Raw genomic sequence first — 19,697 nt, forward strand, 5'->3', positions numbered from 1 at the left:
AGATTTTGTAATATAATACTGTAAAAGTACTATTTATTTAAATAAGAAGCATTAGCAAAAATAAAAATGTATGTTAAATTATTTAACATAGAAATTCAAAGACTAGAAGATACTTTATGAATTATTTAAATCAACGCTTCAAAGTAAAATGTCCTTTAAATTTTTTTCCGTTTTCTCTTGTTACAACAAACCAATAATCAGATGAAGGGAGTGGTTTTCCTAAATAATTACCATCCCAACCTTGAGAATTAGAACCAAATTGTTGAATTAATTTTCCATAACGGTCATAAACGGTAACTATTAAGTGAGGTTCGTTTTCAGAGAATTTAATTTTCCAAAAATCATTATAACCATCACCGTTTGGAGTGAAAAATTTTGGATACATTAATAAATATATATCTTCTCTAGCTTCACCACAACCATTTTTATCATTTACATAAACAGTATATTCTCCATTTGGTAAACCATTAAAAACAGGATTATCTTGATAGGTAATACCGTCTAATGAATACTCGTAGTCACCATCACTTTCGGTGCTTAATAAAACACTAATTGTATTTTTATTTTCTGTCCAATCGGAAGAAATAATTTGAGAGATAGTGGCTATGTTAGAATTAATGACGGTAAAGTTTTTGGTATTAGAGCAAACTAATGAACCATGATTTTCAGAAACGGTTATGGAATATGCTCCAGATTGATTAATAGTAATAGATGAAGAAGTTTCTCCTGTGGACCAAAGATAAGCATCAAATCCATTCCCAGCCGAAATTATAATTGATTCATCTTTGCATAAAGGTACAATATTATCAATATTTATTGCTGGCTTTTTTTGTAAGCTCAACTCCAGTTTAACAATCGCAAAACATCCTGAAGAAGAATTAATTCTTACATAGATTGTATGATTACCTAAAGTTAAATTATATACATTATAATTTGTAATTCTGTCATTAAAATCTTGATTTTGTGCACCAATTAAAGTATTATAATAACTGAAACTATTTCCTAAATTAGCAGTCAAATATTGGTTGTAACTTTCTAAATTAATAATTTTACTGCCATTATCTAAATCGTCACACATTGTTTCTAAGTAATCATTTGAAGGTAATGTAGCGGTTAATGAAACTAATATTTCTAATCTATTAGGGCTCTCACAACCATTAACGGTTTGAGTTGCAAAATAAGAAGTGTTATTTGTTAATAGGGTTGAATTTGGGAGTGCAATTGTTGAAGTTTCATTGGCATACCAAGTAATATTCTGGCCATTTATAATAATATCATTAAGTGTAGCATTTTGAGAAGTGCAGAAAAACTGATGATGATTTCCTGAAGGAGGATTGTGATTTTCTGTAAAACTTATTAGACTTACAGGAAAAGGTATAGAGACACAGCCGTTATTATTTTTAATAAGAATAGTATAATTCCCAGGTGGAATATTAAAGAAAGAATTATTTGTGGACCATGTAGTACCATTATCTATACTATACTCATCAGATAAAGTAGTAATGATTATACTGCCAAGGTCATCACAAGAATTTGGTTGATTAATGATAAAATTAGGACGAGGTAAATTATTTTGAAAAGGTAAAATTACAATGGTCTTAGCTGGTGAAATACAGCCATAAACTTTTGTTTTTACGTTATAGAAACCATCCGATAATAAATCAAAAAAAGGATTGGTACTCCATGTAACACCATCATCAATACTATATTCATGTGCAGCGTCTAAAACTAAAATAGTACCTGTTGTTGTATCGCAAAAAGGGGAAGTGACATCAACATCAGGAATAGGTAACGATTGACTTACATAGGATAGTGGGGAAGTAAAACATTGATTGTCATCTGCAATTTTAACGGAGTAATAACCAATTTGAGTATTACTAAAGGATACACCATATGTTGAAGCAGTGGCATTAGGTATTGGATTTCCATTATAATACCATTGATATACTACATTACCAGTTGTAGTAGCTGAAATTGAAGCTGATAAGACCAAATCGAGTGAACAAAGATGCCCAGTTTGCGAGATATTAACTCCAAAATCGGAAGTTTTAAGAAGTTGAATATCGTCAAAGACGAAATAGGGTTTGGAAAAAAGAGAATGTTCATAAGTAGGAGGTAATATTGTTGGAGCACCAATCATAATTGCATTAATATCAGTAGATGGGCTAAATTCAAATAGTAATTCTTTCCAACTAGATTCAGGGTCATATGTAACATGACCTAATTCAATCCAAGTAGGATCAACAGTATCAGGACTTAAATAGGTGTTTACAGGTAAATTACTAGCATTGTTGCACCCGTAAATGGTTATGTTTAAAGAGTTTAAAGAGGCAGTAGGAATATTAGCATCATTAGACATAAAATCAGTAATTAAGGCACCAACTTTCATAGATATTGAATACTGAGTTCCGCTAAGTAGTGTAGTATTTAATCTTGTTGCTATATATTCTTTATAGTTATCATTTATAATGATGCCTGCTATTCCATCTCCCGATGGAAAATTTAACAAGTTAGGATAAGAATATAAAGCATTTAAAATAAAATTACAGTTATTCATATAATCAGAGGAACCATTACTTGTGCCTTTAACCCAATGTAGAGCCTCTTCAATTTGCGATACAGAAAAAGGGCAAATATTATATAATTCAAAATCGTGATTCGCAATTAAAGAGCTATTGGTTGTTGAGGAACAAGAACATTCATCATCAATCAAATCAATAAAACCATCATTATCATCATCTATTCCGTTATTGCATATTTCTTGTGAAAAACAAAAAGCTGTAAATAGGAATACAATATTTAAAAAGAAAGATCTCATTCTTTAGTATTGAAAATTTAATATAGTTTTTTTGCACTTTATAAAATGGCTCAAAACAAATATAATATTAATTAATGTTGTTGAAATCATCCTTTTTGGGTGAATTCAAACTGTCAATAAAGGTAAGGTAAAACATATGATTTTTTTAAAAAGATTTAAACCCAAATTAAATATTTTAATTCTATTAGTAAAATAGCACTTTATATTTGCTTCAGTACGCTGTTTTACATTCTCAATGTAGCTAATGCTACATTTTCGGGTCTAAACCTTCGTACTTTGTATTTTGCACTTGTGTTTCCCTCATAATAAAGTCTAATGGGTAATTGGGGTAAATGAAACTATTTGAAAAGATTATTATGTTATAACTAAAAAAGAACTGGAAGCAGAGTTTGTTTATAAAATAACTGTTATGCTAACAGATAAAATTCAACAAATTCATAATATTCTAAAAGAGATGGAGTAATTTTGTACTCATTTTAATTTTACTATGCAATGAGCCATATCAAATCTTGATGCCCACCGAGATGAAAATTGGCGAATTCTATCTGACTGATAAAAAAATAAAAATAAACGGATGAAAGACATTCTATTAATTACTCCTCCTTTTACTCAACTGAATACTCCTTATCCAGCTACAGCCTATATTAAAGGTTTTTTGAATACAAAAAGTGTTTCTGCTTTTCAAATGGATTTAGGTATTGAAGTAATTTTAGAACTATTTTCAAAAATAGGGCTACAAAATATTTTTGAAAAAGCAAGAATACAATTCGAAGCGAATAATGATATTTCTGAAAATTCTGAACGAATTTATGTTCTTAAGAGCGAATATATTAAAACCATAGATGCTGTTGTGGCTTTTCTTCAGGGGAAAAATCCTTCATTGGCAAGGCAAATATGTAGTGGTAACTTTTTGCCAGAAGCTTCACGTTTTAGTCAGTTAGACGATATGGAATGGGCCTTTGGAAACATGGGAATGCAAGACAAAGCGAAACATTTAGCGACATTGTATTTGGAGGATTTATCCGATTTTATTGTAGAGTGTATCGATGAAAATTTTGGATTTAGTCGGTATGCAGAACGTCTAGGTAGAAGTGCAAACTCATTTGATGAACTGTATAATGAACTGCAAAATGAGCCAACCTATATAGATTTGATTACTTTAGCTATTTTAAAGGATAGATTAACAAGTATTCAACCAAAATTGGTTCTAATTTCCATACCCTTTCCTGGTAATTTATACAGTGGTTTTCGTTGTGCTCAATTCCTAAAAAGCAATTTTCCCGAAATTAAGATTTCTATGGGGGGTGGTTTTCCAAACACAGAACTTCGTGAAATAAAAGATAAGCGTGTTTTTAAGTTTTTCGATTTTATCACTTTAGACGATGGAGAATTACCAGTTGAATTATTATGTAATTATGTCTTGAATTTCCCTACTTTGGAGGCGTCTTCGAAGGACGGGATGGTTATAGAAAATCAATTTAAACGCACATTTCTCCTTGAGAATAACGAAGTAATCTATAAAAACAATACGCTAAAACAGGACTACAAACAAAGTGAAGTAGGTACACCAGATTATTCCGATTTATGGTTGGATAAATACATTTCTGTAATAGAAATAGCGAATCCAATGCATAGTTTATGGTCAGATGGGCGTTGGAACAAGTTGACAATGGCTCATGGATGTTATTGGGGTAAATGCACTTTTTGTGATATTTCTTTAGATTATATTAAAATCTATGAACCTGTAGCTGCCAAATTACTGGTTGATAGAATGGAAACGTTAATGTTGCAAACTGGAGAAAATGGATTTCATTTTGTAGATGAAGCTGCACCGCCAGCATTAATGCGAGAAGTAGCACTAGAAATTCTTAGAAGAGACTTGGTTGTAACTTGGTGGACGAATATTCGGTTTGAGAAAAGCTTTACTTATGACTTGTGTTTGTTGTTGAAAAATTCAGGTTGTATTGCTGTTTCTGGTGGTCTAGAGGTGGCATCAGACAGGTTATTACAATTAATTAAGAAAGGAGTAACGGTAGAACAAGTAGCAAAAGTTACTCGTAATTTTACTGAAAGTGGTATAATGGTTCATGCCTATTTAATGTATGGTTATCCTACACAAACTATTCAGGAAACTATTGATAGTCTCGAAATGGTGCGACAATTATTTGAGTTAGGCGTTTTGCAGTCAGGGTTTTGGCATCAATTCGCTATGACAGCACATAGTCCAGTTGGATTAGATCCTGAGGCTTTTGGAGTTGTGCCAGAAAAAAAAGAAATTACATTTGCTAATAATGATGTTATTTTCAAAGATAAAACAGGAATTAATCATGATAAATTTAGTTTTGGACTAAAGAAATCATTATTCAACTATATGCATGGTATTTGTTTTGATTATGATTTGCAAGATTGGTTTGATTTTAAAATTCCAAAAACAAAAATAGCTCCTAATTATATTTCAGATTGTTTAGTACAAGAGCAAGACTATACTTTAAAGCCGAATGCTAAAGTGATTTGGATTGGTGTAGAACCTTTAGTTGAAAATTTTACAAAATCTAAAAAGGGAAACTCATGGCAAATAATGAAATTCTTTTTCCATGATAAAAGAAGTGCATTTGAAATAATATTAGAAAAAGACAAAGGGGATTGGCTAATAGAAAAATTGCCATTATTAAATGTAAAAAATCAAAAAGTTCAAACACTAGGAACATTAAAAAATGATTACGAAAAATATTTTGAAGATTTTGAATTGTTTTGGTATTCAAAACCCATAGAAATAATGAAAGAAAATGGCTTGTTATTAATTTAAAAGCATCGTTTTTGTTATAAAAATATTTTTTGTTATTAGTCTGTTTTTTTTAATTATTTTTATAAAATAAATTCAGACACTATGTCCTTTACATTGGCCAAAAAACATCTTCAAGTAACGACTTATCATAAAGTGGTTTTCTTATTATTGCTAGTGTCGGGTGGCTTTTTATTATTGTTGTCATCACTCTATTATTACAACCAAAAACAACAACAAGAATTTCAAGAAATAGCATCTCGTGATTTAGAAAGAGAAGTTAATGGGTTGTTAGATATAAATTCAGATTCCTATGTTTCACTAATAAATGAAATAACCTACTGGGACGATTTTGTAAAATTTGTTCAGGAAAAAAATATTGAATGGTTTGATAACTCTGTAGTTTATTTAATAGATACCTATAAAGCCGATTATATAGATGTCTATACCATGAAAGAAGAGTTTATTACAAAGGCTTCAACATTAAAAGTAAGATCGGAAAACTTCATTCCAAAATCGGTATTTCCAAAGTTAGAGAAAGAAAGAATTATAAAGTTCTACACAAAAATTCCAGAAGGCATAGTTGTGGTCTATGGAGCCACAATTCACTCTTCCACAGATCCTTTCAAAAACAAAACAGCACCCAAAGGCTATTTTTTTATCGCGAAACTTTTAGACGATACTTTTTTCATTAATATAAAAAAAACAAGCAACGCTTCGATAGATTATTACAAAGGAAAAGAAAGCATTAAAGAGGGTAATATTTATTATCTTAAAGATTTAAAAGATACTGATGGTAAAAAGATAGATACTTTATTGTTTCAAAGAAAATCGAAGGTTGATTTTTCAACAACTAGAAGAATTTTATACATAACGTTAATTGGTTTTTTGTTAGCAATAGGTATCTTTTTTTATTTTGCTAGAAGATGGGCAAAAAAACCAATGTCATTAATTAAAAAAGTTTTAGAGCAGGGAGATTTGAATGCAATAGAAGAATTAAAAGTAATTAAAGGAGAATTTAGACATATAGCAACATTATTTGAACAAAATCACCATCAAAAAATTAGACTGCAGCAAACAAAATTAAAAGCAGAAGAAAGCGATAAATTGAAATCGGCATTTTTGATGAATTTGTCACACGAAATTAGAACACCTATGAATGCAATAATGGGTTTTTCTGATTTATTGTCAAAAAAAGATTTAGGAGAAGATGAAAAAGAAAAATATATAGAAATTATTAAGAAAAGCGGCTCCAATCTAATCGCAATAATAGATGATTTAGTCGAAATGTCTAAAATTGACTCCGATTTAATAAAACCAAAATACAGCAGCTTCAATCTCAATACTATGCTTCAAGCCACTTTTGATGCCGTTAAAATAACAATGGATAAGAAAAAAAATATAACATTTAAATTTATAGCACCAAAAGACCTACTCACAAAAAATATTATTTCAGACGTAGTAAAATTAAATCAAATTGTTACCAACTTACTTTCTAATGCAATTAAATTTACAGACGAAGGCTTTATCATTTTAGATTATGAAATTAATTATGAAAACGAAACAATAGATTTTTTAGTAAAAGATTCAGGAATAGGTATTGCAGATGAGCAACAAGAGAAAATTTTCATAAGATTTAGTAAAATAGATTTCAATGAAAATGAAGATAATAATGGGCTAGGGCTAGGTTTGGCAATATCTAAAGCTTATGTGGAAATGTTAGGAGGAACAATAGCATTAAAATCGGAAATAGGAGTAGGATCTACCTTTTTGTTTTCAATACCCTTGAAGATAGACGAGAGAACCTGTATTACCAATGAAGGAAAATCAATAAATGACCTGCCACTAAATTTAGGAGATAAAGAACTAATTCTTGTTGCAGAAGACGACAATATAAACTTCATTTTAATTGAAAAATTACTAACCATATTGAATTTTAGTATTATTAGAGCAAAGAATGGAGAAGAAGCAGTTTTACTTTGTAAAGAAAATAAAGAAATTGACCTTGTTTTAATGGATATTAAAATGCCAATTTTAGATGGATATCAGGCATTTTTAAAAATAAGAGAATTTAATACGAAGTTGCCAATAATAGCGCAAACGTCCTATTCTTTTCCAGAAGAAATTGAAAAAATAAAAGAAATTGGATTCAATGATTATATAACAAAACCAATTGAAAAAGAAGAGTTCTTTATGTTAATCAAAAAATACATGAAAAAAAAAAATCTTAACTTCTGATAGTAAGGAACATAAAATAAAAGCCAAATAAGTTAATAGATTGGTGCAAGTAAGTATAAAAAAGAATAAAAAAAATCCAATAATATTTCAATTTTTACGTTGTGACAAATTATATTTGTAAAATTAACCTTAGACTATTCATCAAAATGACAAAATATAAAATAATCGTTTTCCTTTTGCTATTTGTAAATAGTATTGCTGTAGGGCAAAGTAACACCCATAGGGTTAAAAAAGGAGAAACTATATTTTCAATTGCAAAAAAATACAAACTCTCAGAAGCAGCACTTTATAAGCTGAATCCAAGTATTAAAGGTAAAACGTTACACATAAATACAATTTTAAAACTTCAAGAGGATAAAAAAGAAAGTACTGTTGAAATAGTTGCTAATGAAGGTTTTCACAAAGTAAAAAGAGGAGAGTCATTTTTTATCATTTCTAAACAATACAATATAACTGTAGAACAATTATCGGAACTTAATCCTAAAGTGAAGCCGAAAAAATTAAAAGCAGGAACACTTTTAAAAATTCTTCCTCTTCAAAGCGAAGAAGCAATTCAAGAAACAACACTTGCTTTAGAAACAGCACCAAACCAGAATGAAGGAAGTAAAAGGTTAGAACACATTATACAACCAAAAGAAACAAAATATGGTGTTTCAAAGATGTATGGCATTTCAATAGAAACCTTAGAGAGTTTAAATCCAGAGATAAAATCTAATTTTCCCGTTGGTCAAAAATTGATTATTCAAACTGGAGAAAATGCACCACAAAATCCTGCGATTGATCAAGAGGAAACAAAGTTAGCAACAATACCTGTTAATCTATTAGAAAAAGCAGATTTTCTAATTGAAAAAGCATCAGAACACATCGGTACACGATACAGAAGTGGTGGCACAACACCAAATGGTTTTGATTGCTCTGGTTTAATGTTTTCAACATTCCAAGCAATAGATTTAACCTTGCCAAGAACCTCTAGTGATCAGGCAAATTACGGATATATTATTGATAGAAATCAGGCACAAAAAGGAGACCTAATATTTTTTGCAACAGGAAGAAAAAAAAGCAGAATAAGTCATGTTGGAATGATAACCGAAGTTTCAGGAGATGAAATAAAGTTCATTCATTCGTCAACATCATCAGGTGTAATTGTATCATCTTTAAATGAGTCTTATTATGCAACTCGATTTAAACAAATTAATAGAGTGCTAAACTAAAAAGCAATACAAAACAGCATTTTTACATAAAAATGTACTTTTTTATAAACCATATTTTTCGGGGTTATTACTAACGAAAACGATTTCTTTTTTCTATTTTTACACCACATAAAAGTAAAAATATGAGTAATAATTATCGACTAAACGTAAACAATACTTTTCAATTTGATGTTGAAAGTGATATTGTTTCTCAATTAGATGCTGTTAGTGTTGAAAAGGACAAATTTCACATTCTAAAAAGCTACACACCCTACCAAGCAGAAATTATTGCAACCGATTTTATCAATAAAACCTATACTGTTAAAGTAAATAATTCAGTTTATACAGTAACTATTGCTAATGCATTAGACCAATTGATAAAAGAAATGGGCTTCGAAGTTGGAGCCTCTAAACAAGTGAACGCAATTAAAGCTCCAATGCCAGGATTGATTCTAGAAATTGCAGTAGAAGCAGGTCAAGAAGTAAAAGAGAACGATCCTTTATTGATATTAGAAGCCATGAAAATGGAAAATAGTATTTTATCACCTCGTGATGGAGTAATAAAATCGGTTGCTATGACAAAAGGAGCAGCGGTAGAAAAAGGAGCTTTATTAATTGAATTTGAGTAAAATGAAAAAGATTTTAGTAGCAAATCGTGGTGAAATTGCCATTAGAGTAATGCAAACAGCAAAGAAAATGGGAATTAAAACCGTTGCTGTTTATTCGGTTGCCGATAGAAACGCACCACACGTTAAATTTGCAGACGAAGCCGTTTGCATTGGAGAAGCACCATCAAGTCAATCTTATTTGAGGGGAGATAAAATAATTGAAGTTTGCAAACTGCTTAATGTTGATGGAATTCACCCTGGATACGGATTTTTAAGTGAGAATGCAGATTTTGCAGACTTAGTAGAAAAAAATAACATTACATTCATAGGACCAAAGTCTAAAGCCATGCACATGATGGGGAATAAATTAGCAGCGAAAGACGCTGTTAAAGATTATGATATTCCTATGGTTCCTGGTGTAGATGAAGCCATTACAGATATTCCAAAAGCTAAAGAAGTTGCGGTTAATATTGGTTTTCCAATTTTAATTAAAGCGGCTGCTGGTGGTGGTGGTAAAGGAATGCGTGTGGTGAATAATGAAGCCGAATTTGAATCGCAAATGAATCGTGCTGTTTCCGAAGCGGTTTCTGCTTTTGGAGATGGAGCCGTTTTTATCGAGAAATATGTTGGTTCACCTCGTCATATAGAAATTCAAGTCATGGCAGATGGTTTCGGAAATATCCTTTATCTCTTCGAAAGAGAATGTTCGGTACAGCGACGTCATCAAAAAGTAGTGGAAGAAGCACCATCTTCTGTGTTAACTCCAGAAATTCGTAAAGCCATGGGCGAAGCGGCTGTGAAAGTGGCTAAAGCGTGTGATTATATAGGTGCAGGAACTGTTGAATTTTTATTAGACGAAAATAAAAATTTCTATTTCTTAGAAATGAATACACGTTTGCAAGTAGAACATCCTGTTACAGAGTTAATCACGGGAATGGATTTGGTAGAAATGCAAATTCGTGTGGCTCGTGGTGAAGCATTAACTGTGAAACAAGAAGATTTAGAGATTAAAGGCCATGCAATGGAATTGCGTGTTTATGCAGAAGATCCTTTAAACGACTTTTTACCAAGTGTTGGAAATTTGGAAGTATATGAACTTCCAGTTGGTGAAGGAATTCGTGTAGATAACGGTTTCGAGCAAGGAATGGATGTGCCTATTTATTATGATCCAATGTTGGCAAAATTGATTACCTACGGAAAAACACGTGAAGAATCTATTGAGTTAATGATTGAAGCAATCGCAAAATACAAAATAGAAGGAATTAGTACAACATTGCCTTTTGGAACTTTTGTGATGGAACATGAAGCTTTCCGTTCGGGAGATTTTGATACGCATTTCGTGAAAAAATATTATGATGCAGCAGTATTGAAAGCACAAGCTGAAAAAGAAGCCGAAATTGCTGCCTTAGTAGCTTTGAAAAAATATTTGGAAGACCAAAAGATAGTTCGATTACCAAATTAGAAGAAATTTTAAGACGGATAGATAAAAGACAAATAGATGATTGACATTTTTATAATTAATTGTAAAATGTAAATTGAGTTCTTTTTTTAGTCTATAATCTATTTGTCTATCATCTTTTATCTCAAAAAACATGCAAGACAAAATAAAAACATTAGAAGATAAATTAGCCCAAGCCTATTTAGGTGGTGGTGAAAAAAGAATAGCCAAACAACACGAAAAGAAAAAATTAACAGCTCGTGAGCGTATTCATTATTTAATGGATGAAGGTTCGTTTGAAGAAATTGGTGCTTTAGTTACACACAGAACTACCGATTTTGGAATGCAAAACGAAATCTATTATGGAGATGGTGTGATTACAGGCTATGGAACTATTAACGGAAGACCAGTATATATCTTTGCACAAGATTTTACTGTTTTTGGTGGTGCGCTTTCGGAAACACATGCCGAAAAAATTTGTAAAGTAATGGACATGGCTCTTAAAGCAAATGTTCCTATGATTGGTCTTAATGATTCTGGTGGTGCTCGAATTCAAGAAGGAGTGCGCTCTTTAGGTGGTTATGCCGATATTTTTTATAAAAACGTACAAGCTTCTGGCGTAATTCCGCAAATTTCGGCAATTATGGGGCCATGTGCTGGAGGAGCAGTATATTCTCCTGCTATGACCGATTTTACCATGATGGTGGAAGGTAGCAGTTATATGTTTGTGACGGGGCCAAGTGTTGTGAAAACGGTAACAAACGAAGAGGTAACTTCTGAAGAATTGGGAGGAGCGAGTACGCATTCAACAAAATCTGGGGTAGCGCATATTACGTCTGCAAACGATATTGAATGTTTAGAAGATTTAAAACGATTATTGAGCTATCTGCCTCAAAGTAATAAAGAATTACCATCGAAATTACCCTATGAGTTAAACGATGAGGTGCGTGAGCAATTGGCAACTCTTATTCCTGATAATGCGAACAAACCATACGATATGCACGATGTTATTAAAGGTATTATAGATGAGGAATCGTTCTATGAGATTCATAAAAACTATGCCGAAAATATCATTGTTGGTTTTGCACGCATTGGTGGTAGAAGTGTTGGAGTTGTTGCAAACCAGCCTATGTTTTTGGCAGGATGTTTAGATGTGAATTCGTCTATAAAAGCAGCTCGTTTTACGCGTTTTTGCGATGCCTTTAATATTCCGTTATTAGTATTGGTAGATGTGCCTGGTTTCTTGCCTGGTACAGACCAAGAATGGAACGGTATTATTGTGCATGGAGCAAAATTATTATATGCATTGAGTGAAGCAACTGTGCCAAAAGTAACGGTTATTACACGTAAGGCCTATGGTGGTGCTTATGATGTGATGAACTCGAAACACATTGGTGCCGATTTTAACTTTGCTTGGCCAAGTGCAGAAATTGCAGTAATGGGAGCAAAAGGAGCATCGGAAATTATTTTTAAGAAAGAGATTGCTGAAGCAACAGACCATAACGCTAAGCTATTAGAGAAAGAAGCAGAATATGCAGAGAAATTTGCAAATCCTTATAGTGCAGCACAACGTGGTTTTATAGATGAGGTTATTTTGCCACAAGACACTCGTAGAAAATTACTTAAAGCATTTAGTATGCTAGAACACAAAGTAGTTGATACTCCAAAACGCAAACACGGAAATATTCCTTTATAATAATAAAAAACCACCGCAAGGTGGTTTTTTTATGCTTTTAAACTATTGAATTGGTACCCAAACTTCTTCTTCTGTTTCGGGGTTTTCATGTCCTAAATATTTATCGCCCATTACTGCAAAATGAGGACGATCATCTATAGTATATTCCGAATTGGGTAACCATTCGGCATAAATATAGTGCGTGGTTTTTGGGAAATCGGCACTAGTACCTTTATGAAGAAAAACAGCATATTTACCAGCAGGTAAATCAAATTGTTCAAACCCATCTGGAACAGAATCATAGTTTTTGACGGCTACCAAAGCAAATTTTGTAAACACTGTTGTTGGTGTAAATTCTTCAAAAGTTTCACCGTTGTAAATTTGTAATGAAAATAAATCGGCACTTACTGCATTTTTAATTTCTTTTAATCGAGGCATCAATTGTTGCCAAATTTTTACTGTTTGATCATTAGCCATAGTGGTTTTAATGGAAAAACCAATCATTTTCTTTGCGCTAATAGTTTCTGTTTTTAAGAACATAATTATTTATATATTACGATAGAACCCGATGCGAAATCATGTAGTGTTCTTTTGTTATTAGATGTGAAAAATGTAATGAAAGAAACCCAACCCAATACTATTTTAATGGCATATCGAAACAAAGCACTTATGAAATTGATTTTTTGAGACTCATTATTTGCTTTTCTAACTTTAATACCAGCATAGTTCTGACCAATTGTTGCTCCTTTTATAGTGACTAATAATGGTTCATATAAAATGAAATAGAGTACAAATAGGAAAGCTTTCATTATTTCGGGAGTGTTTTCAAACGAATTTAGAACATCTCCTGTAATAATAATTAAGGCAATAAGAATGATAGCATCAATAGTGAGACCTTTAATTCTGTCTAGTAGGTTCGGATACATGTTTTTTTTTAATGAATGTCTAGAAAAATAAACGGGTTAAATATTGGCAGAAAACTTTTCAAAGTCAAATATAAACAAATTATAGCATGATGGGCATGAGGCAATACTATAAAATGGTTTCAATAATAAAAAAGATAGGCTGCTTTATAAAGGTTATTTTTGGTTTAGTATTGTAGTTATTTAGCAAAATAAGGCATTTTAGAAAAAAGCAATAAAAAAGAAATTAGAAAGCAGATAATCTGAGTAGCTCAAGACACTGTCAGAGTAGGTAACTAGACCTCCAGAGTAAGAAAAACACCGACAGAGTAGGTAACAAGACCATCAGAGTAAGAAAAATGCCATCAGAGTAGGTGACTAGACTTCCAGAGTAGGTAACAAGACCTCCAGAGTAAGAAAAATGCCGTCAGAGTAAGTAACTAGACCATCAGAGTAAGAAGTTGTCTGTTGTCTGTTGTACGTTGTAGGTTGTATGTTGTAGGTTGTATGTTGTATGTTGTAGGTTATAGGTTATAGGTTGTCTGTTGTAGGTTGTAAGTAAACCGACAACAAAAAAATAGATAAACAAGAAACCTATGTTTCTATGTGGTTGAAAAAAATAAGTTCAAAGTTGTGAACCGAGAACTTACAACCTACAACCGACAACAAAAATATAGATAAACAAAAAACCTATGTTTCTATGTGGTTAAAAAAAAATAAGTTCAAAGTTGTAAACCGAGAACCTACAACGGACAACAAAAAAATCAACAACAAAAAACCTATGTTCCTATGTGGTTAAAAAAAATAAGTTCAAAGTTATAAACCAAGAACCTACAACCTACAACGGACAACAAAAAAACAACAAAAAAAACCTATGTTCCTATGTGGTTAAAAAAAATAAGTTCAAAGTTGTGAACCAAGAACCTAGTATAAAAAAACTATGTTCCTATGTGGTTAAAAAAAAAATAAGTTCAAAGTTGTGAACCAAGAACCTAGTATAAAAAAACTATGTTCCTATGTGGTTAAAAAAAAATAAGTTCAAAGTTGTGAACCCACAACCTACAACCTACAACCTACAACAAAAAAATCAACAACAAAAAACCTATGTTCCTATGTGGTTAAAAAAAAAATAAGTTCAAAGTTGTGAACCCACAACCTACAACCTACAACGGACAACAAAAAAATGATAACAAAAAAAACAAGAAACCCTTTGCATATAGCGACAAATAGTATAAATTTATCCCACTGCAAAAGCCAAAGCAAACAATAGCAAAAAGCAAACAACCAATGGATATTACACTAACCGATGAACAACGCATAAAAATCCTCAATTCTGACGATATTTATGGCATTATGCAGCAAATACTCTTGCGAGAAAACAAAATAGACCAAGACAAAGAACATTTTTGGGTAGTGGGGCTTGCGAATAATAATAGAGTATTGTTTATAGAGTTAGTGAGTTTGGGCACGGTAAACAGAACATTGGTGGAACCGATGGAAGTTTATAGTTTGGCATTGCAAAAAAGAGCTGTAAAAATTATACTTTGCCACAACCACCCTAGTGGCGAATTGAAACCTTCGGAAAACGACAAAGACGTTACCGACCGCTTGATACAAGTGGGTATTATTGTGGATGTGTTGGTGATTGACCATTTGATTATTTCTACTAGAAGCTACCTTAGCTTTAAAGACATTGGCCTACTCGACGAGCTGGAAAAAAGCACCAAATATGTGCCAAAATATGTTTTGGAAGAAAGAATGCGAAAAGAAGTAATGGCGATTGCAAAGCGTGATGAAAAAGTTGAAATTGCCAAACAACTCAAACGAAAAGGCGTTGCCAACGAAACTATAGTTGAAGCCACAGGATTGTCTTTGGAAGAAGTGGAGCAACTGAGAGTGAAAAGAGCAAGCAATATAGAATAGTATTCTTAAAAAAATATTTTTTTTACTCGTTTACGGATTACCGCACAAAACAGAAAAATTACTGCATTACTTTTGAAAAAGCAACCGAATTGTCTTTCGTACGTATTTCCACGTATAAAAAACACCCAAAATTACGTATTTATACGTATTGTGGGTTTAGAAAGAATGGTTTAGGTTTGTGAAAAGGAAATATGACGGTTGTTATACATATTTACCTCATTTTGGGTGTATGTGTATGAGAGAGTTATATATATAAAAGGGTTGTAGAAACTATATTCAAATATTATGCATAAATGAAGTTACATTTTTCATAGAAAAACTGTAATAAAATTATCTAACGTTTTTATATATTAGGACATTTTCAGATGCACATTTCATTAAACATGTTTTTATTGAAATTAAAATATTATTTGGCCAGTAATGGAGAGATTTGTATGTTACTCAAAGAAAAAAACATTCACAAATAAGTTAATAACTAAATTCATTAAACAAATGAACAAAATTAAATCACTATTATTTGGAGGAGTTTTAGCATCTGCTTTATTTTTCTCAACACCTTCTGAAGCAAAAATAATTGCTCAATGGGTTCACGTTTTCGAAAATGGTTGTATTGGTACACATACAATACATTCAACTCTTTTCGGTTTATATACTTGGGAAACATATGAAGTTGTAGCTTGTCCTTAATTAATAACAGACTGTCCATAAAGGACAGTCTACTTTTCAATAATAAACTTATGCGCATATTCCTTTTTTTAATATTAATAATTAATTGTAACATAGTTTTAAGCCAAAATTTAGAAGGTTTTATTAAAGATAGTATAACAGGTGAAAAGCTTCCTCTTTCAAATTTAGTTTTTTTGAATAAGAATCGAGGAACAAATTCTGATTTAGAAGGTTATTATAAACTTGAAATATCCGAATTTATAAACGACACATTAAAAATTTCATATATTGGATACAAACCATTATTAATTCCTTTAAAGAAATATAAAGGCAATAAAGATATAAATCATGATTTTTTGTTAGTTCAAAATGAGAACAAATTAGAAGAAGTAGTTATTTCTCAAAAACGATTTTCTTATTCAAAAAAAGTAAAAATAAATGAAAATAAAGAAGGTGATATTTCTATGTTTTCTTTAATAGGTCATGAAACTACATGTTTAATTGAAAACGCAAAGAATGAACTTGGTAGAATAGAATCATTAAAAATTTATATCAGAAAAAATAAGCAAGCTAATTTTATTGCAAAATTCAGAATAAAATTCTATTCATATGATAAAGATAAAAATTTACCTGGTGACTATTTATTAAATGAAGATATAATTATTGAGCCTAAAAACAAAACTTATAAACTAAATTTGAATTTAGAAAAATATAAAATTCCTTTTTTAGAAAATGGTGTTTGTATAGGTATTGAGATGGTAGATGAAAACAATAATACTAAAATTGGTGATAAAATTGGACCTGGTTTAAGATTTACTTATGGTGAAAAAAAGCAATTAACTTGGTATAATTATAGAGATAAAGGTTGGGGGAAAAATGATTTACACAATAGAAAAAATAATAATATTAGTAACTTAATGTTAGGTTTAACTGTTCTCTATAAAAAATAATCATGAAAAAAATATTGATTTATACTACTGTATTTATATTATTTTTATCCATCTTGGCAATATTAACTTATAAAGAAGAAAAAAAGTTTGATAAATATGCAGATATTAGAATTTTAAATAATCCTTGTAATATTGGAGAAATTACTCTTAAAGACACTGTTAATCACAAATTTTTATTGAAAAATATGTCTAATAATTTGTTTGTAATAAATAAAGTTTTTCCAAGTTGCACTTGTACAAATGTGAATTATTCAAAAAATAAAGCCAATTTTGATGAAACAATAGAAGTAAACGTGAAATACATCCCTAAAATTGAACAAATAGGCAATATAAAGGTAGTTGTCTTTTTAGAATGTAATGCTAATAAAGGAATTGTTAAATTAGAGCTAATAGGCAAATTAAAAAAATAAAATATGAAAAAAATAATTTTACTTACATTAATATCATTTAGTGCATTTTCACAAGAGAAAATAGATATTTCAAATTTATATAAAGAATGGGAACTTGTATCATTAGAGAAAAATGGAAAAACAAGAAATGCTGACGAATTTGATAAAAATGAAACAATTATTTTTTATAAAAATCAAAAATTTAAAATGAAAGATTCCGAGCAAACAATAAATGGAATTTGGAAGTTTAATACTTTGACCAATAATCTTGAATTAACTCTAGTTGAGTTTGGAAAAAAAATAATTGTTAATTTAATTAGTTTAAGCTATAATGAATTAAAATATATTTCTCCAGAAATAGACGAAAAAATGATATTTAACTTCAAGGCAAAGCTAAAACCATAATGGCTTTATACAACACTGTATATATTTAATAGCGGTTTTTGGTTGAAAAATCAAAGACTGCTAATGTTTTTAAATAAAATCTGAGGAATTTGTTTAGGTGAGTGAAAAGAGCAAGCAATATAGAATAGTATTCCTAAAAAATATTTTTTTTACTCGTTTACGGATTACCGCACAAAACAGAAAAATTACTGCATTACCTTTGAAAAAGTAACCGAATTGTCTTTCGTACGTATTTCTACGCATAAAAAACACCCAAAATTACGTATTTATACGTATTGTGGGTTTAGAAAGAATGGTTTAGGTTTGTGAAAAGGAAATATGACGGTTGTTATACATATAAAAGAGTTACCAGCAATAATAAAAAAAATAACAGCAGATTAAAAGTCCTTTTGATGATTTGTAATAGATAATTATTATTTTTGGATAAGAAAAAAGTCTGACTGTTTTCAGACCTATCTAACAAATGGTTGTTGTATAGGTCTGACGAAGTCAGACATATAAACAAGTTGTGTAGAATTTACAAAAACCCGATGAAAAGACTAATCATAATATTATTACTTATTTCAACAAATGTTGAGGCACAACAGAAACAAGACTCAACTCAAATTAAATTATTGACAAAAACTGTATTAGAGTTAAATTATTCTAATCACAAAATTGACTCACTTAACTCTGCATTCAATGAACTTAATTCCAAATATGAATATCAAACAAAACTAAATGAACAAACTCTAAATAGTATATCAAATCAAATAGGAGCTGCATCATATAATCTAACAATATTTGGGATTCTATTTGGAATAGCGGCATTAGGACTAGGAGTATACGTGACATATATAGAAAGAAAAATCGTGAATTTACGTGAAGAAAATGAATCTCTTTTATCACAAACTCTTGAAGTAAAAGATGAAGTTGTTTCTATAAATGAAAAAATCCAAAATGATATATATAGTCTTTTCTTAAAAATAAAAAGAGAAGAAACTGTCCATATTTTAAAAAGACTTGAGAAAATTCCAAAAGACATAACGAATTTATCAAATGAACTTTTATCTCGTGAATTACAAATAGAAGATTTTAATACGTTAAAAAGAGCATATCTAAAACTAGATGACAAAGGAGATTACAAAAGTCATTATGAGCTATTGTTTTTTCAACATTTCCTAGACCTATCATTAAAAGATGAAATTCTTTCAAAAAAACTAAAAGGTTCATTTTCTTTTGCAATAGAATGTGCATTTGAAAATGACATTATTAAATCGACAGAAGATTTTATGAAAGCTATTATAGATTTAGGTTATCAAAAAAAGAGTGAAGAGATTAATGAATTTATAAAAGGTTTATCCCAATCTGAACATAGCAGACTGAATAAAGTTTACGAAATTATGATTCGTTCATTGGTTAACAGAGACGACCAGTTTAAGTTTTTTATACTTATAAATGATGACGAACAAAATAGAGTTGGAAAATCCGAATATGGCAAGTTACTTCTAAAACAATATAATAACTCTGAATTGAGTGATTCCGAAAATCTAGTTAAAGTAAAAACAGAAGAAATAATACTTGAACTCGAAAAGTTGGAAAAAGCGAAAAAAGAAGCAGAAGAAAAACGAAAAGCACAAATTGAAGAGACAATTCGTAAAAAAGAAGAAGCGGAAGCAAAGAAAAATGAACAAACAAAATAAAAACTCTACACAACATTGGCTATAAGTAATT

The 19,697-nt window shown here is 30.5% G+C and carries 15 protein-coding genes; 12 read left to right on the forward strand and 3 right to left on the reverse strand.

Annotated features, from left to right (window positions below):
• Positions 1 to 130 precede the first annotated feature (130 nt).
• Complete coding sequence (locus ACZ49Z_RS12770) at positions 131 to 2,818, reverse strand: T9SS type B sorting domain-containing protein (protein WP_464304693.1); 2,688 nt, start codon at positions 2,816 to 2,818, stop codon at positions 131 to 133.
• Between the two features lie 574 nt (positions 2,819 to 3,392).
• Here ACZ49Z_RS12770 and ACZ49Z_RS12775 point away from each other — a divergent pair.
• The 6 genes from ACZ49Z_RS12775 (at position 3,393) to ACZ49Z_RS12800 (ending at position 12,770) form a co-directional block, all read left to right on the forward strand.
• Positions 3,393 to 5,624 carry a B12-binding domain-containing radical SAM protein gene (locus tag ACZ49Z_RS12775; protein WP_464304694.1) on the forward strand — a complete coding sequence of 744 codons (2,232 nt, stop codon included), beginning with the start codon at positions 3,393 to 3,395 and terminating at the stop codon, positions 5,622 to 5,624.
• An 81-nt stretch (positions 5,625 to 5,705) separates the two neighbouring features.
• Positions 5,706 to 7,838: an ATP-binding protein gene (locus tag ACZ49Z_RS12780; RefSeq protein WP_464304695.1), complete on the forward strand. Its 2,133-nt coding sequence runs from the start codon at positions 5,706 to 5,708 to the stop codon at positions 7,836 to 7,838.
• 146 nt (positions 7,839 to 7,984) lie between these two features.
• Entirely contained in the window at positions 7,985 to 9,049 is a 1,065-nt protein-coding gene (locus ACZ49Z_RS12785) for a C40 family peptidase (protein ID WP_464304696.1), read from the forward strand.
• A 122-nt stretch (positions 9,050 to 9,171) separates the two neighbouring features.
• On the forward strand, positions 9,172 to 9,657 hold the full coding sequence (locus ACZ49Z_RS12790; RefSeq protein WP_464304697.1) for an acyl-CoA carboxylase biotin carboxyl carrier protein subunit: 486 nt from the start codon (positions 9,172 to 9,174) through the stop codon (positions 9,655 to 9,657).
• A gap of 1 nt (position 9,658) precedes the next feature.
• Positions 9,659 to 11,098, forward strand: coding sequence for an acetyl-CoA carboxylase biotin carboxylase subunit (gene accC, locus ACZ49Z_RS12795; RefSeq protein ID WP_464304698.1), 1,440 nt, complete (start codon positions 9,659 to 9,661; stop codon positions 11,096 to 11,098).
• Between the two features lie 130 nt (positions 11,099 to 11,228).
• On the forward strand, positions 11,229 to 12,770 hold the full coding sequence (locus ACZ49Z_RS12800) for an acyl-CoA carboxylase subunit beta (protein WP_464304699.1): 1,542 nt from the start codon (positions 11,229 to 11,231) through the stop codon (positions 12,768 to 12,770).
• A gap of 42 nt (positions 12,771 to 12,812) precedes the next feature.
• On the opposite strand, the gene ACZ49Z_RS12805 is transcribed toward ACZ49Z_RS12800, so the two are convergent.
• Positions 12,813 to 13,289, reverse strand: a complete 477-nt coding sequence (locus ACZ49Z_RS12805; protein ID WP_464304700.1) for a GyrI-like domain-containing protein — start codon at positions 13,287 to 13,289, stop codon at positions 12,813 to 12,815.
• A gap of 2 nt (positions 13,290 to 13,291) precedes the next feature.
• Complete coding sequence (locus ACZ49Z_RS12810) at positions 13,292 to 13,675, reverse strand: RDD family protein (RefSeq protein WP_464304701.1); 384 nt, start codon at positions 13,673 to 13,675, stop codon at positions 13,292 to 13,294.
• A gap of 1,263 nt (positions 13,676 to 14,938) precedes the next feature.
• On the opposite strand from ACZ49Z_RS12810, the gene ACZ49Z_RS12815 reads away from it, so the two are divergent.
• The 6 genes from ACZ49Z_RS12815 to ACZ49Z_RS12840 all read left to right on the forward strand — a co-directional run bounded on the left by ACZ49Z_RS12815 (position 14,939) and on the right by ACZ49Z_RS12840 (position 19,666).
• Complete coding sequence (locus ACZ49Z_RS12815) at positions 14,939 to 15,574, forward strand: JAB domain-containing protein (protein WP_464304702.1); 636 nt, start codon at positions 14,939 to 14,941, stop codon at positions 15,572 to 15,574.
• Between the two features lie 492 nt (positions 15,575 to 16,066).
• Entirely contained in the window at positions 16,067 to 16,261 is a 195-nt protein-coding gene (locus ACZ49Z_RS12820; protein WP_464304703.1) for a hypothetical protein, read from the forward strand.
• A 50-nt stretch (positions 16,262 to 16,311) separates the two neighbouring features.
• Entirely contained in the window at positions 16,312 to 17,190 is an 879-nt protein-coding gene (locus tag ACZ49Z_RS12825) for a carboxypeptidase-like regulatory domain-containing protein (protein WP_464304704.1), read from the forward strand.
• A 2-nt stretch (positions 17,191 to 17,192) separates the two neighbouring features.
• Positions 17,193 to 17,600: a DUF1573 domain-containing protein gene (locus tag ACZ49Z_RS12830; protein WP_464304705.1), complete on the forward strand. Its 408-nt coding sequence runs from the start codon at positions 17,193 to 17,195 to the stop codon at positions 17,598 to 17,600.
• Positions 17,601 to 17,603: 3 nt separating this feature from the next.
• Positions 17,604 to 17,984 carry a hypothetical protein gene (locus ACZ49Z_RS12835; RefSeq protein WP_464304706.1) on the forward strand — a complete coding sequence of 127 codons (381 nt, stop codon included), beginning with the start codon at positions 17,604 to 17,606 and terminating at the stop codon, positions 17,982 to 17,984.
• A gap of 530 nt (positions 17,985 to 18,514) precedes the next feature.
• Positions 18,515 to 19,666 carry a hypothetical protein gene (locus tag ACZ49Z_RS12840; protein WP_464304707.1) on the forward strand — a complete coding sequence of 384 codons (1,152 nt, stop codon included), beginning with the start codon at positions 18,515 to 18,517 and terminating at the stop codon, positions 19,664 to 19,666.
• The last annotated feature ends 31 nt before the right edge of the window (positions 19,667 to 19,697 follow it).

The sequence above is a fragment of the Flavobacterium sp. KY-23415 genome (assembly GCF_055384985.1).